We start from the raw sequence: 14067 nt of genomic DNA on the forward strand, positions 1-14067 counted from the left end.
TCCATGACGACCAAGGGAATCATCTACGTCATTGACGACGACGAGGCGATGCGAGATTCGCTGAACTTCCTGCTGGATTCAGCTGGCTTCGGCGTCACACTGTTCGACAACGCGCAGAGTTTTCTCGACGCCCTGCCCGGCCTCGCCTTCGGCTGCGTCGTTTCCGACGTGCGGATGCCCGGCATCGATGGGATCGAGTTACTGAAGCGCCTGAAGGCGCAGCGCAGCCGGTTTCCAATCCTGATCATGACCGGCCATGGCGACGTGCCCCTTGCGGTCGAGGCGATGAAGCTCGGCGCCATGGATTTCCTGGAAAAGCCGTTCGAAGATGACCGTCTCGTCGCCATGATCGAATCCGCGATCCGCGAGGGCGAGCCGGCGGCCAAGAACGAGGCCATAGCCCAGGACGTCGCCGCTCGCGTCGCTTCCTTGAGCCCCAGGGAACGCCAGGTCATGGAGGGGCTGATCGCGGGCCTCTCCAACAAGCTGATCGCCCGCGAGTACGACATCAGCCCGCGCACCATCGAGGTCTACCGGGCTAACGTGATGACCAAGATGCAGGCCAACAGTCTGTCGGAACTGGTGCGGCTGGCGATGCGCGCTGGAATGCTCAACGATTGAAGTCAGCAGGATTGAGGCAAGTCAAACCCCTCCGCCCGCCCTGTGCTAGCAGGTATGGATGATTGAGATCAGCTCCCATCCTGAGCGGCGCCCGATGTCGTCACCTGCAAAGCCAACCATCTATGTGGTCGACGACGATGCCGCTGTGCTCGGCTCGCTGAGGTTCTTGCTGGAAACTGACGGTTTTGCCGTGCGGACCTTCAGGAACGCCACGGCGCTGCTCAATGCGGCGAGCCCGTCCGGTGCAGACTGTTACGTGATCGACTACAAGATGCCCGACATCAACGGCATCGAGCTGGCCGGGCGACTGCGCCAGTCGGAGGGCGATACCCCGGTGATCCTGATCACCGGCTATCCCGACTCGAATATCTCGGCCCGGGCGGCGGCCGCAGGCGTGAATGAAGTGATTCTGAAGCCGCTTCTGGACGAAAACCTGGTCAAACGCATTCGCCACGCGATCCAGAACCGGGTCCATAGCTGACCTACGGGATTCTACGTAAGGCAACCCCCTTAAGATATCTCGCGAAATTTTCGAAGCCCCCGATACCGCCTACCAAAGCGTCATCACAACGGAGATGGCGCAGATGCTGACCCAGACCTTCAACACCCCGGCGATCAACACCCAGATCGGTGGCAAGATCGCACCCGCCCATCCCGTCTCAGACCAGTTCGGCGCGATTGCCGGCCATGTCGGCCTCGTTGCCACCGAGTTCTCCTACCGCAAGGAAGAGGAGATCTATGGTGAGGACGAGCCGGCCGAGTATGTCTATCAGGTCGTCACCGGCGCCGTGCGCAGCTACAAGCTTCTCTCCGACGGCCGCCGCCAGATCGGCTCCTTCCACCTTGCCGGCGACGTATTCGGCCTCGAATCCGGCACCACCCACCGCCTTGCTGCTGAAGCTATCATCGACACCACGGTGCGCCTCGTGAAGCGCGCGAGCCTCGAGAAGGCCGCAGCCACCGACGTCCAGGTCGCCCGCAAGCTCTGGGCCATGACCGCTGGTGAGCTTCGTCACGCCGAAGACCACATGCTGCTGCTGGGCCGCAAGACCGCCATGGAGCGCGTCGCAACTTTCCTGCTCGAGATGGACCGCCGCCTTGCGGTTGCCGGCATGATGGCGCTGCCGATGTGCCGCCGCGACATCGGCGACTATCTCGGTCTCACGCTCGAGACCGTCTCGCGCGCGCTGTCGCAGCTTCACGCCCAAGGCATTCTCGGCTTCTCCGGCGCCCGCCAGATCGTGCTGCGCAACCGGGCCCGCCTGCACAATCTCGACGCCTGATCTCCCCTCTCGCACCCCCTCATGGCCGGCTGAATTGGTTCAGCCGGCCATTTCTTTTGCTGCGATCATGCCCTTGCGCCGCGTCTCCGGCATCACGAGCAGAATAAGCAGAAGTCCCGTCGCCGCGACCCCGGACAGTCCTGTGAACGCCATGGCATTGCCGAATTTATCGCTGACATAGCCGCCAAGCGCGGTGCTCAGCGACGCACCGATGCCCATTGCCGTGCCGACGATGCCCTGCGCGAGGTTGAAGTGGCCGCTGCCGAAGGCGACGTCGGCCACGATCAGCGGGATCATCACCGCGAACACCGCCGCGGTGAGGCCGTCGAACACCTGCACCAGCACCAGCAGATACGGATCGCGCACGGTCGCGAACAGCAGACCGCGAATCGTCAGCGCCGCGAATCCAATCAGCAGCAGCGGCCTGCGGCCCCATGCTTGCGCTTTGCGCCCGACGCTCGGCGACAGCAGCGCCACGATCGCCTGCGGCACGACGATGCAAAAAGCGACGAGCACCGTCGCCCACTCGCTCGATCGCGCCGTCACCGCGCTTGCCATCAGCGGCATCATCGAGGCGTTCGCGAGTTGTAACAAGAGCACGCTGAGCGCAAAGACGATGAGCGGCCGCTGCCGGATCAGATGCCAGATATTGGTGTCGCCGCGATCCTCCGCCTCGCGGGGCATCTCGCCGTGACAGCGCGCGATGTCGACCTCGTGCTCGCGGATGCGGGAGAGTGCGATCAAAGTGGGGATTGCGAGCAGGAAGGTGACCAGGAATACCGAGCGGCTCGACAGCAGATAGCCGGCCGTTCCCATCACGGCGGCGGCAACGCCGTTGCCAAGCGAAGCAAAGCGCGCGTTGCGGCCGAGACGCTCGCCGATCGCGAGTGGGCCGACCAGACCGAGGCTGATCGCCGCGATCGCCGGTCCGAGCACGCAGCTTGCTGCCGCGTGCAAGGTGGCCGCAGCCACCACCACGGGGAAGATCGGCATCGCCGCATAGGCGAGCGCGCAGCAGCCGATGGTGGCGATGGCGAGGCCTGCAACCAGCCGCTCGGATTTCGCGGCATCGATGATGGCGCCGCCCGGCATCTGGCCGATCAGGGCAACGATGCCGCCGATCGACAGCACGAGGCCGATCTCGACCTGGGTCCATTTCTGGGTCGTCAGGTAGACCGCGATGAACGGCCCGAATCCGGTCTGCACGTCGGCGAGGAAGAAGATGAACCAGTCGAGGCCGCGCAGGCTCTGGCGCGACGGCGCCGGAATGCCGGCAGGCGACGGCGCCGAGACGTTGTCCTGCTCAACGCGGCCTTCGCGATCCCCATAATTCGGCTTCCTTGATAACAGCACCGGCGGCCATTCCTCCCCGCGCCTCACTGAACGGCTTGCAGAGGCTGCAGGCTGCCGGACGCGCCGAGCACCACCATCGGCGTGTCCTCCTTGTATTCCGGCGCGGCTGCGACCTGTGCCTTGGTCAATTCCAGCGTGATGCTGTCCTTCTTGTTGACGATCTTGCCGAACCGCATCGCGTTCCAGTCCACCACGATCTTGCGGCTGCCGACCCCGAGGAAGCCGCCGAAATCGATCACTGCGGCGCGGACGTGCCCACTCCGATCGACGATGACGTCGACGATGCGGCCCATGTCCTCGTTCGCCGCGCTGAGCACGTCACGGCCAAGCACACCGTGCGCATCGCTCGCGCCGATGATCGTCACCGACGGCGGTGGCGCGGCATTCTTTGGCGTGACGGGGACCGATGACGCCGGCGGCTGCATCGTCGGCGGTGCATTCGCTTCAGTCGAGGGTGCGGGCGACTCCTCCGCGGCGCGTGACACCGCGAGCGTCATTCCTCCGACCATCACGACGCCCAGGGCCAACCATCCGGCGGTACGCATGCACCCTCCTCCCGGCGCGCCGCTAGCGCGCCAGCACGATCGAGACCTGGATCTGGCCACGCGTGCGCAACACCTCCAGCGCCACGTCGTCGCCATGACGGCTGACGCGCAAATCGACGCTGGACTCGCCCAGACGCAAATCGCGCAAGATCACCTCGTGCAGGAACGCCGGCAGATGCGGATTGCGCAGCCGGATCTCGCCGCGCGCCACGTCGAACTCGATGCCCAGCGCCGCCTCCAATAGCGTGAACGCGGTTGCGCTGGCCCAGGCCTGCGGCGCGCAGGCGACCGGATAGAGCGTCGGGCCGCGCCGCTTTTCGCGTCGGAAACCGCAGAACAATTCGGGCAACCGGCGCAGGTCCATGTAGGTGGCGGCGTCGAACAGTCCCTTGAAGACATGCGCGACCGAATGCTTAAGCCCGTAGCGCGCGAGCCCGAGCGCGATCAGCGCATTGTCGTGCGGCCAGATCGACCCGTTATGATAGGACATCGGGTTGTAACGCACCTCGCCGACAGCGACGGTCCGGATGCCCCAGCCCGAGAAGAAATGCGGCTGCATCAAATCGGCGGCGACGAGGCGCGCGCGGTCCTCGCGGATCATGCCGCTGAACAGGATCTGGCCGGCGTTCGAGGTCCGCACCTTGCAGGGCCGCTTCCTGCCGTCGAGCGCAAGCGCATAGGTGCCGAGCTCCTCGCACCAGAACGCGGCCTCGAAACGCTCGGCCAGCGTCTTGGCCTCGGTCTCTAGCTTTTTGGCGAGATCAGGCTTGCCGAGCCGGAGCGCACACCGCGCGGCGAGCCGCTTGGCGGCAAAGACGTAACCCTGCACCTCGGCCAGCGCGAGATTGCCTTCCGCAAGCTGGCCATCGGCATGGAAGATCGCGTCGTAGGAATCCTTCCAGCCCTGGTTGGCGAGGCCCTTTTCCGTAGCCCGCTGATATTCGACGAAGCCGTCCTTGTCGGGGTCACCGGGCCCGTCGATCCAGGCCAGTCCCGCCTCGATCGCCGGCCACAGCTCGGTCAACGTGGTCTCGTCGCCGGTGCGCTCGAAATAGCTTCCCGCCAGCAGGACGAACAAGGCCGTGGAATCGACGCTGCCGTAATATTGCGCGAACGGCACCTCGCGCAGCGCCGCCATCTCGCCGCCGCGCATCTCATGCAGGATCTTGCCCGGCGCGGCATCGGCGAGCGGGTCGACCGCCTTGGCCTGGAAATGGGCGAGCCGCCGCAGCACGCCCTTGGCGATTCGCGGGTCGACCCACAGCATCTGCAGCGCGGTGATCAGCCCGTCGCGGCCGAACGTCGTCGAGTACCAGGGAATCCCCGCATAGGGATAGCGGCCCTGCGGCGTTTCCGTCATCAGCATGTTGAGGTCGGCCATGGCCTGGCACAGCACCTCGTTGAAGATGTTGTTGGAGGTCTCGATGCTGGCGGCCCCCATCGTCGATTGCCGCATCTCGCGGCGGTGGGCGAGCAGGCTCCTGAAAAAGCGCGCCGGCTTCTCCGCGATGGGCCGGTTGCAGGACACGGCCACGAACAGGGATTTCGACTCATGAGGGTCGAGTTCGAGCTGCCAGGTCGCGGCATTCACCGACAATTTCGTCGGACGCGGGTCGAAATGCAGGCCCGTGGTGCGCTCGGCGTCATCGAGACCGCGGTAGTCGAACAGCACGTCGGTCGGTCCTAACAGCCGGCTCGAGCCGATGCCGCGGCGCGGGCGCCGTTCGCCGCGGACCTCGAACAGATCGGCGAAATCGTTGTCGAACAGCAGCGTCAGCGCGAAGCCGGCCGGGCGGTCGCCGTGGTTCTGCACGCCGATGCGCTGATAGGCGGTGCCGCGCCACAGGAAGATCGTGCGCACGATGTGCAGCAGGTCCTTTTGCAGCACGAGGCTGCCCTGCCGGTAGATGTCCGGATTGGTGAGATCGACCGTCAGGGCTGAATTGTCGTCCCGCAGGTTCGAGCCCAGCAGCAACGGCTGGAGATCGTCGAGCACGAGCTCGAGCCGCGCAAGGTAGCGCGTGTCGTGATGAAACAGGCCATCGGGCCCGCCGGCCGAAGCGCCGATGTCGCCATGGCTGTCGAGCACGATAAAGGTGTCGTCGTGCTTGAGCGAACGCCGCGGCCGCGCCGACGGTCCCGTCATCGGAATATAGAAAGGCTGCTCCGCGACCTGGTCCAGGGTCCGCGTCACGGAGACGAATTGGGTAACGGCTTCAGCCGACATCAACAGCTCCCCTGCGCTTGTTTCGACACGCAACCGACTCGAACGCGACTGTTGGTTTACGCGGCGGCTTGGGCGAGCCGGCTCATTTCCTGCGTGACCAGCTCACGATAGGGCCCGTGGCCCTGCATCAGACGCTCGGGCGACCCGTCCTCGATGATCTTACCACCCCTCAACACGACCACGCGATCGAAATTGCGCAGGGTCGCGAGGCGATGCGCGATCGCGATGACCGTGCGGCCGCGCATCAGCCGCGACAAGGCCTCGCGGATCGCCTCCTCGGATTCGCTGTCGAGCGCGGCGGTCGCCTCGTCCAGCAGCAGGATCGGAGCGTCCTTCAGGAAGGCGCGCGCAATTGCGATGCGCTGGCGCTGACCGCCGGACATCTTGACGCCGCGGTCGCCGACCATGGTGTCGAGACCGCCAGGCAGGCTTTCGACGAAATCGCAGCGCGCCGCAATCGCCGCGCGCAGCACTTCGTCGTCGGTCGCGTTCGGGCGGCCATAGCGGATGTTCTCGCGAATCGAGCGGTGGAACAGGGAGATGTCCTGCGGCACGACGGAGATCGCCTCGCGCAGGCTCTGCTGCGTTACCTTGGATATGTCCTGGCCATCGATGGTGATGCTGCCTTCGTCGGTATCGTAGAAGCGCTGGAGCAGCGTGAACAGCGTCGACTTGCCGCCACCGGACTGGCCGACCAGGCCGACGCGCTGGCCGGGTTGCAGGCGCAGGCTGAAGCGCTCGAAGATCTTCTCGCTGCCGGGATAGCCGAAGGTGACATTGTTGTAAGCGATCGCGGCGCCGCTCTTCACCAGCGGCTCGGCCTCGGGGTGGTCGCGCAATTCATGCGGCACCAGCAGCGTGGCAATCGCCTCGGTCAGCCGGGCAACATGCTGGGTGACGTCGACCAGCGCCACCGCGAGATCGCGCGTCGCGTTCAGAATGGAGAGACCGAGGGTGCAGACCAGCACGACGTCGCCGGTGGTCGCCTGGCCATCCTGCCAAAGCATGATCGCCCAAGCCATCAGGGCGATCGTGAGCACGACAGTGACACCGGCATGGATAAGCCGCAACTTCTCCAGATAGCGCAGGCTGCGGCCCCGTGCAGTGAGCTCCCGGTTCACCGTCGCGTCGAACCGCTCATGCTCGTGCCCGATGCCGCAGAAGGCGCGCACCAGCGGCATGTTGCTGATGACGTCGATCATCTCGCCGTCAACGACGGCCGCCTTGTCGGCAAAGTCGTCATGCAGCGGCTTTCCCGCGGCAGCGAGGCGGAACATCGCAAGCACCATGCCGCCGGCAATCACGATCAGGCCCAGTGCCATATAGGGACTGACGGTTCCAATCAGCGCGATGGCCGCAACCGTTGCGATGCAGGGCGGCAGCACATTCCAGACGAACATGTTTTCGACCGTGAACACCGCATTCGACGTCGCCGTGATGCGGCTCGTCAGCATGCCGGGCATGCGGTCGGAGAAGTAGCTCGGCGCGTGGCCGGTCAGATGACGAAATATGTCACGGCGTAGATCACCCGTGACACGGACGAAAGTGAAACTGGCCGTCCAGCTCGCGATCCGCCAAAGGAAATTATCGGCGGCGATCAGCGTCATGAGGAAAATGAATGCCAGCCATACGCTTCCACCGTGCGAAGCGCCGCCCGACAAGCTGTCGACGAGGGATTTGACGCCGTACTGCGTGCCTACGGAGCAGGCAACTGCCGCCACCACAGCGGTCAGGATCACGAGATGCGACGCGAGGCGACGCCGAAGATAGCGCAAAACGAAGGCAAACGGCCGGTGCGCGTATCCAGAAAGATGATCCATGTGACTATCGACCCCGTCGTGATGTTTTCAATTTTTCTGTTAGTCGACTGAACATCGACCACTTCGCCTCGGTTCCCGGGCACACTGATCACGACATGCGGATGCGGGCGTTCTGCGATGATGTGATGGCAGCATCGCGACGAGCATCCGACGTGTCGAATAAGTAACGTTCGTAAGGAGGAACTTCGCAAGTGCGGGAACGTTCCCTTGATTGGCATGCCGGTGCTGAACAGGCGGGGGCTTTCTACAATCATGATCGCACAGAGGAGATGGTGAGATGCGCATCGCGCAGGTTGCTCCGTTGACGGAGGCAGTTCCACCCAAGCTTTATGGCGGCACCGAGCGGGTGGTGCATTGGTTGACGGAAGAGCTGGTGGCCCTTGGCCACGACGTGACGCTGTTCGCCAGCGGCGACTCCCAAACCTCGGCGAAGCTGGATGCGTTGTGGCCGCGGGCGCTCCGCCTCGACGGTTCCGTGCGCGATCCCAATGCGCTGCATATGGTGATGCTGGAGCGGGTGCGGCAGAAATGTGACGACGAGGAGTTCGATTTCCTCCACTTCCATCTCGATTATTATCCGTGGTCGCTGTTCTACCGGCAGCCGACGCCGTTCCTGACCACGCTGCACGGCCGGCTCGACCTGCCGGAGCATCAGCCGGTCTTCAACACCTTCTCGAAGGTCCCCGTCATCTCGATCTCGAACGCGCAGCGCCGGCCGGTGCCGCAGGCGAACTGGGTAAGGACGATCCACCACGGCCTGCCCGAGAACCTGCTGACGCCGAAGCAGGCGAAACAGGAATATCTCGCCGTGCTCGGCCGCATCGCGCCTGAAAAGGGCGTCGACCGCGCCATCAAGATCGCGACGCATTGCGGCATTCCGCTCAAGATCGCCGCCAAGGTCGATCGTGCCGACCAGGATTACTATGACGAGCTGATCCGGCCGATGATCGAGAACAATCCGCTGGTGGAATTCATCGGCGAGATCAGCGATCACGAGAAGTCGGACTTCTTGAGCGGCGCACTCGGTCTTTTGCTGCCCATCGACTGGCCGGAGCCGTTTGGCCTGGTGATGATCGAGGCCATGGCTTGCGGGACGCCGGTCGTCGCTTTCAATCGCGGCTCGGTGCCGGAGATCATCGACGAGGGCCTCACCGGCTTCGTCGTCGAGGACATCATCAGTGCAGCCGGCGTCGTCAAGCGCCTGCCGCAACTGGACCGCGCCGCCATCCGCAAGCAGTTCGAGACACGCTTCACGGCGCGGCGCATGGCGCTGGATTATCTCGCGGCCTATCGCAGCCTTGGCGAGGAACAGGCGCCGCGGATCAAGCTGGTGAGCAGCGCGGAGTAGCGACAATTCCTGCGATAGACGTCATGGCCGGGCTCGTCCCGGCCATCGACATTTGCAGGTAGTGCCCACTCTATCACCCGTCATTGCGAGCGCAGCGAAGCAATCCAGACCGCCTCCGTGGAAAGACTCTGGATTGCTTCGCTACGCTCGCAATGACGGGGAGAAGGCGGCGGCCTACCTCACCACCGCCCGCTTCGGTTCGACGATCTCGAACATGCGCGGGAATTCGTCCATCAACCCCATCAGCTCGGCGAGACGCATCGGGTTGCCGGCGAATTTGACCTTGCCGGCGGCCACGGCCTCCGGGAAGCTGGCCAGTTTTGCGATCACCTCATCGAGCGTCGACCGCGCCAGCGTGAAGCTGGCATCGGCGCTTTCCGCCTGCATGCCCTCTGTGTAGGTGAGCGCGCAGTTCTCCAGATTGAGCACGAAGGTCTCGCCGGTGTCGGAAAAGCTCCAGTTCAGCACGATGTGCTTTCCTTCCGCCTTCGGTCCGTTGAGGCGGATGCCGAGCACGTCCCAGAGCTGCGAGGTGCGTAGCGCCGCCAGCGTCTCGCGCGGCATCGGCGGGCGTGCCGGCACCTTCGGCATGCCCTGGCGCAATTCCTGCGCGCCGAACAGATAGGTATTGCGCCAGGTCGCGCTTTCAGCGGCGTAGCCGAGCTGCTCCAGCGTATCCGCCAGCAACGCACGCGCCGCCGCATTGTCCGGCTCGGCAAAGACGAGATGGCCGAGCGCCTGCGCCACGAAGCGGAATTCGCCCTTGTCGAAATCGACACGCGCCCGCGCGAGAATGGCGTCGGCGCCGCCCATGTACTCGACATATTTCTTTCCCGACTCCACCGGCGGCAGCGGATCGAGATTGACCGGATTGGCGTCGTACCACCCGAGATACTTTTGATAGATCGCCTTCACGTTATGGCGGATATGGCCATAATAACCACGGCCGTGCCAGGCGCCCTCCAGGCTCTTGGGCAGCTGGATCGTTTCGGCGATCTCGGCCGCGGTGAGGCCATGGTTCATCAGGCGAATGGTCTGGTCATGCGCGAACTTATAAAGGTCGCGCTGCTGCCGGATCATCGTGCCGATGCGTTCGCGTCCCCACACCGGCCAGTGATGCTGGCCGCACATCGCCTCCGCCTTGCCGTCCCAGAGCTGCAAGGCCTCATTGAGATATTTCGACCAGGCCAGCGCATCGCGCACGTCGGCGCCGCGGAACGGCAGCAGATTGTGAAAATTGTGGGTGCAGTTCTCGGCGAGGTTCAAAACCTTGTAACGCGGGATGAAGAAATGCATCTCCGCCGGCGCTTCGCTGTTCGGCGCCATCTGGAATTCGAATTCGACGCCATCGATCACGCGCCGGTCGCCGGTCGCCATGATCAGGTCGGTCGGCCGCAGCAGTGCCACTGAACCTGCCGCCATCGACTTGCCAAGACCACAATCGACCTGCCCGCGCGCGCCCTTGGCGAGGAGAGGCCCGAACTGGTACTGCGCCCGGCGCAGCATCGCAGGTCCCGCGATGATGTTCTCGGAGACGGCATGCTCCATGAACAAGTTGGGCGCGATGATCGGCACGCGGCCGATCGGGAGTGCATCCTCCTCCAGCACGCCGCGCGCGCCGCCCCAATGGTCGGTGTGGGTATGGGTGAAGATCACGGCCGCGACCGGTCGCTGGCCGCGATGCTTGTAGTAGAGATCGAGCGCGGCGCGCGCGCCCTCGATCGAGGTCAGGGTGTCGACGACGATGACGCCGCTATCGCCTTCGATCAGCGTCATGTTGGCGATGTCGAGCCCACGCACCTGGTAAACGCCGGGCACGACCTCGAACAGGCCGTGCTGCATGTTGAGCCGCGACTGCCGCCACAGGCTGGGATTGACCGTGGTCGGCGCCTGCTCGGCGGAGAGAAAGCCGTACGGCTCGAGGCTCCAGACCGTCCGCCCTTGCTGGTTGGTGATCTCAGCGTTCTCGATCGTGCCGAGGAAGCCGCGCGCGGCGTCGTCGAAATCCCGCGTGTCGGAAAACGGCAGCGCATTCAGCATCGCCGTCTGCTGCGCGATGACAGACGGCGTTGCGCCCTTCGGCGTGTCGGCGGCTTCGATGCTGCTCATAAGGCCCTCCCCGGCTCGTCTCTCTTGGGAGGCATCTAACCGCATCTCGATTGCGGCTCCAACAGGTCCTTACGCGGCCAAACCTCCGGCCACCGGCTTGCCGGAGGCGCGCATCTCCGCCATCCGCAGCTCCCGCGCCAGCACGTAGCCGCCGCCGTCCTGTTTCGCGCGGTACATCGCCCGGTCGGAGCGCGACAACAGCCCCTCCGCGGTACGCCCGTCCTGCGGCGCGACGGCAACGCCGACGCTGACGCCGAGCTCGATCACCTGCCCATCGACATCGTAGGGCGCGCTGATCGATTGCACGATCCGCCGTGCCATCGCTTCCGCATCGGCCGCCGCGCGCTGCACCAGGATGAACTCGTCGCCGCCCATCCGGACCACGAGATCATGAGCTGCGGCAAGCGCCTTGAGCCGCCCGGCCACCTGCTTGAGCAGCGCGTCGCCGACGGGATGGCCGAAGCGGTCATTGGCCTCCTTGAAGCGATCGAGATCGAGCGCGTGGACGGCGATCATGCTGGAATTTCCATCCGCCAGCATGCGCGGCAGATCCTCCGCCAGCACCGAGCGGTTGGAGACGCCGGTCATCGAGTCCGAGCGCGCGAGCTGCTCGAACTGCCGCTTGAGCGTGATCTGGCTGATCGAGGCATTGAAGCTCAGCCGCACCATCTCGAAGCTCGCGGCCACATACATCAGGATGAGGAGCCCGAGCCCGACATGGCGCAGATCGGGCTGCATGAACGTCACGATCGCGGCAGGCGCGGCGATGGCGACGAGATCGAGCAGCGCTGCAACCGGGCGCAGCGCCAGCCGCGCCACCACGCCGGCGCCAAAGCCGAAGCCGATGCCGATTGCCATCACGGAGCAGAGCGCATCGCCCAGCACGATGCTCCGCGCGGCAAACACGCCGAGCACCAGGGCGGTCATGACGGTGCCGGCAATGTACCGCCGTTCCCAGCGCGCGGCCTCGGCCCGGTCGAGCTGCGGCGGCTGCGCGAGGCGACGGCGGAACGCAGCGATTTCGAACAGACGGACGATGGCCACCACGACACCGGCGACCGTAAGGGCTGCCGTTACCGTGTCACCGGTCTCGTAGGTCGTGATCGCGCCGACCATCGCCTGGCAGACGGCGGCGAGAATGGTGGGCAACGTCGTGCCGTGCAGCCCCGTGATCACTTCCATGTAGACGGCGTCGGAAATCGACGCCCGTCCGGATTCCATTCTATTGAACAACATGCCAGCCTCATCCACTGGCATGGTCCTACCGCACATCCGTAAAAATGCGTGCACCGCACAGCGGTGGCATTTGAGCGAGCGGATTTACCGGGCGTTAGCCATGCATCGCCTGCGCCCGGTTACATGCCCAGCAATCTCGGCAGCCACAGCGACAGACCTGGCCAGTAGGTCACGACCACCAGGAATCCCAGCATCGTCAGCAGCCACGGCCACACCGCCACCGTGAGCTCGGTGATGCCCATCTTGGCGATGCCCGAGGCAACGTAGAGATTGAGGCCGACCGGCGGATGGCACAGCCCCACCTCCATGTTGACCGTCATCAGGATGCCGAAATGGATCGGATCGATGCCGAGCTTGATCGCAACCGGAAACAGGATCGGCGCCATGATCAGGATGATCGAGGACGGCTCCATCACGTTGCCCGCCAATAGCAGCAGGAGATTGACGACGAGGAGGAAGCCGATCCAGCCAAGGCCCTGGTCGATCATCCATTGCGCGAGCGCTTGCGGCACGTTCTCGTAAGTCATCAGGAACGAGAACAAGACGGCGTTGGTGATGATGTAGAGCAGCATCGCCGAAAGATTTGCCGATGACAGCAGCACGCGCGGCACGTCTCGCAGTTTCAGATCCTTGTAGATGAACACTGCGACGATGAAGGCGTACACCGCGCTGACGGCGGCGGCTTCGGTCGGTGTGAACAGGCCGCTGTAGATGCCGCCGATCACGATCACGATCAGCAGGATACCCCAGATCGACTTGCGGAACGCATCGAAGCGCTCATAGAGCGTCGCTTTCGGCATCCTCGGATAGTCGTTACGCCAGGCCCGATAGAACGTCGTTGCGCCGAGCAGCAGGGCGAGCACAAGCCCCGGCACGATGCCGGCGATGAACAGCTTGCCGACGGAGGTGTTGGTGGAGACGGCGAAAAGAACCATCGGAATCGAGGGTGGAATGAGAATTCCCAATGAGCCCGAGGTCGTGATCACGCCCGCCCCGAACCTCTTCGGAAATCCCTGCGCGACCATCGCGGGCAGGATCACCGATCCGATCGCCACCACGGTGGCCGGCGACGAGCCGGAGATCGCGGCGAACAGCGCGCAGGCCACCACGCCCGAGAGCGCAAGGCCGCCGTACCAATGGCCGACCAGCGACGTCGCGAACGTGATCATCCTGCGCGCCACACCGCCATGGGTCAGGAAGTTGCCGGCGAGGATGAAGAACGGGATCGCCATGATCTCGAAGCTCTCGATGCCGGTGAACAGCTTCAGCGCCACCGATTCCGTTCGCACGTCGGTCAGCGTGAACATGAAGCTGAGCACGGTCAGGCCCAGCGCAATCGAGATCGGCATGCCCGTGAGCATCAACGACAGCAGAAGGCCGAAAACCACGGCGACCCGCAGGCCCTGCGGCAGCGTGATCACGTGCGCCGAATGGGCGAAGCACACCGCGACGATCAAGACCGGCAACAACATCAGGACCCAGCCGAGCGGGCTGCGTTCGTCGCGGACGACCTGACTGCGCGTGA

The 14067-nt window shown here is 64.5% G+C and carries 11 protein-coding genes; 4 read left to right on the forward strand and 7 right to left on the reverse strand.

Annotated features, from left to right (window positions below):
* Positions 1-3 precede the first annotated feature (3 nt).
* From fixJ to C7G41_RS11900, 3 genes are all read left to right on the forward strand, one after another.
* Complete coding sequence (fixJ, locus tag C7G41_RS11890; protein WP_007607675.1) at positions 4-621, forward strand: response regulator FixJ; 618 nt, start codon at positions 4-6, stop codon at positions 619-621.
* A 58-nt stretch (positions 622-679) separates the two neighbouring features.
* Positions 680-1102 carry a response regulator gene (locus C7G41_RS11895; protein WP_106942723.1) on the forward strand — a complete coding sequence of 141 codons (423 nt, stop codon included), beginning with the start codon at positions 680-682 and terminating at the stop codon, positions 1100-1102.
* Between the two features lie 103 nt (positions 1103-1205).
* A complete protein-coding gene (locus C7G41_RS11900) occupies positions 1206-1904 on the forward strand; it encodes a helix-turn-helix domain-containing protein (protein ID WP_199198316.1) in 699 nt (232 codons plus the stop codon).
* A 39-nt stretch (positions 1905-1943) separates the two neighbouring features.
* On the opposite strand, the gene C7G41_RS11905 is transcribed toward C7G41_RS11900, so the two are convergent.
* Genes C7G41_RS11905 through C7G41_RS11920 form a run of 4 tightly spaced genes read right to left on the reverse strand, consistent with a single transcriptional unit; the run spans position 1944 to position 7849 of the window.
* Positions 1944-3257 (reverse strand): MFS transporter, encoded by a 1314-nt coding sequence (locus C7G41_RS11905; protein ID WP_199198317.1) that lies wholly within the window; start codon positions 3255-3257, stop codon positions 1944-1946.
* 23 nt (positions 3258-3280) lie between these two features.
* Complete coding sequence (locus C7G41_RS11910) at positions 3281-3802, reverse strand: PRC-barrel domain-containing protein (RefSeq protein WP_199198318.1); 522 nt, start codon at positions 3800-3802, stop codon at positions 3281-3283.
* Between the two features lie 22 nt (positions 3803-3824).
* Positions 3825-6029 carry an amylo-alpha-1,6-glucosidase gene (locus tag C7G41_RS11915; RefSeq protein WP_106942726.1) on the reverse strand — a complete coding sequence of 735 codons (2205 nt, stop codon included), beginning with the start codon at positions 6027-6029 and terminating at the stop codon, positions 3825-3827.
* 56 nt (positions 6030-6085) lie between these two features.
* Positions 6086-7849: an ABC transporter ATP-binding protein gene (locus C7G41_RS11920; RefSeq protein WP_106942727.1), complete on the reverse strand. Its 1764-nt coding sequence runs from the start codon at positions 7847-7849 to the stop codon at positions 6086-6088.
* Positions 7850-8126: 277 nt separating this feature from the next.
* Here C7G41_RS11920 and C7G41_RS11925 point away from each other — a divergent pair, with 277 nt between their 5' ends.
* Positions 8127-9197, forward strand: a complete 1071-nt coding sequence (locus tag C7G41_RS11925; RefSeq protein WP_106942728.1) for a glycosyltransferase family 4 protein — start codon at positions 8127-8129, stop codon at positions 9195-9197.
* A 174-nt stretch (positions 9198-9371) separates the two neighbouring features.
* Here C7G41_RS11925 and C7G41_RS11930 read toward each other — a convergent pair whose 3' ends face one another.
* The 3 genes from C7G41_RS11930 to C7G41_RS38230 all read right to left on the reverse strand — a co-directional run bounded on the left by C7G41_RS11930 (position 9372) and on the right by C7G41_RS38230 (position 13942).
* Positions 9372-11306 (reverse strand): alkyl/aryl-sulfatase, encoded by a 1935-nt coding sequence (locus tag C7G41_RS11930; RefSeq protein ID WP_106942729.1) that lies wholly within the window; start codon positions 11304-11306, stop codon positions 9372-9374.
* Between the two features lie 69 nt (positions 11307-11375).
* A complete protein-coding gene (locus C7G41_RS11935; RefSeq protein ID WP_106942730.1) occupies positions 11376-12542 on the reverse strand; it encodes a GGDEF domain-containing protein in 1167 nt (388 codons plus the stop codon).
* A gap of 119 nt (positions 12543-12661) precedes the next feature.
* Positions 12662-13942, reverse strand: coding sequence for a TRAP transporter large permease (locus C7G41_RS38230; RefSeq protein WP_245446519.1), 1281 nt, complete (start codon positions 13940-13942; stop codon positions 12662-12664).
* Between the last annotated feature and the right edge of the window lie 125 nt (positions 13943-14067).

It is taken from the genome of Bradyrhizobium sp. MOS002 (genome assembly GCF_003020115.1).
Classification (GTDB): domain Bacteria; phylum Pseudomonadota; class Alphaproteobacteria; order Rhizobiales; family Xanthobacteraceae; genus Bradyrhizobium.

Excerpts from the sequence above, each read along its gene's own strand:
- C7G41_RS11925 (WP_106942728.1), top strand. The coding sequence starts at position 8,127 with ATGCGCATCGCGCAGGTTGCTCCGTTGACGGAGGCAGTTCCACCCAAG.
- C7G41_RS11920 (WP_106942727.1), bottom strand. The coding sequence starts at position 7,849 with ATGGATCATCTTTCTGGATACGCGCACCGGCCGTTTGCCTTCGTTTTG.
- C7G41_RS11915 (WP_106942726.1), bottom strand. The coding sequence starts at position 6,029 with ATGTCGGCTGAAGCCGTTACCCAATTCGTCTCCGTGACGCGGACCCTG.
- C7G41_RS11930 (WP_106942729.1), bottom strand. The coding sequence starts at position 11,306 with ATGAGCAGCATCGAAGCCGCCGACACGCCGAAGGGCGCAACGCCGTCT.
- C7G41_RS11895 (WP_106942723.1), top strand. The coding sequence starts at position 680 with ATGATTGAGATCAGCTCCCATCCTGAGCGGCGCCCGATGTCGTCACCT.
- fixJ (WP_007607675.1), top strand. The coding sequence starts at position 4 with ATGACGACCAAGGGAATCATCTACGTCATTGACGACGACGAGGCGATG.
- C7G41_RS11900 (WP_199198316.1), top strand. The coding sequence starts at position 1,206 with ATGCTGACCCAGACCTTCAACACCCCGGCGATCAACACCCAGATCGGT.
- C7G41_RS11935 (WP_106942730.1), bottom strand. The coding sequence starts at position 12,542 with ATGTTGTTCAATAGAATGGAATCCGGACGGGCGTCGATTTCCGACGCC.
- C7G41_RS11910 (WP_199198318.1), bottom strand. The coding sequence starts at position 3,802 with ATGCGTACCGCCGGATGGTTGGCCCTGGGCGTCGTGATGGTCGGAGGA.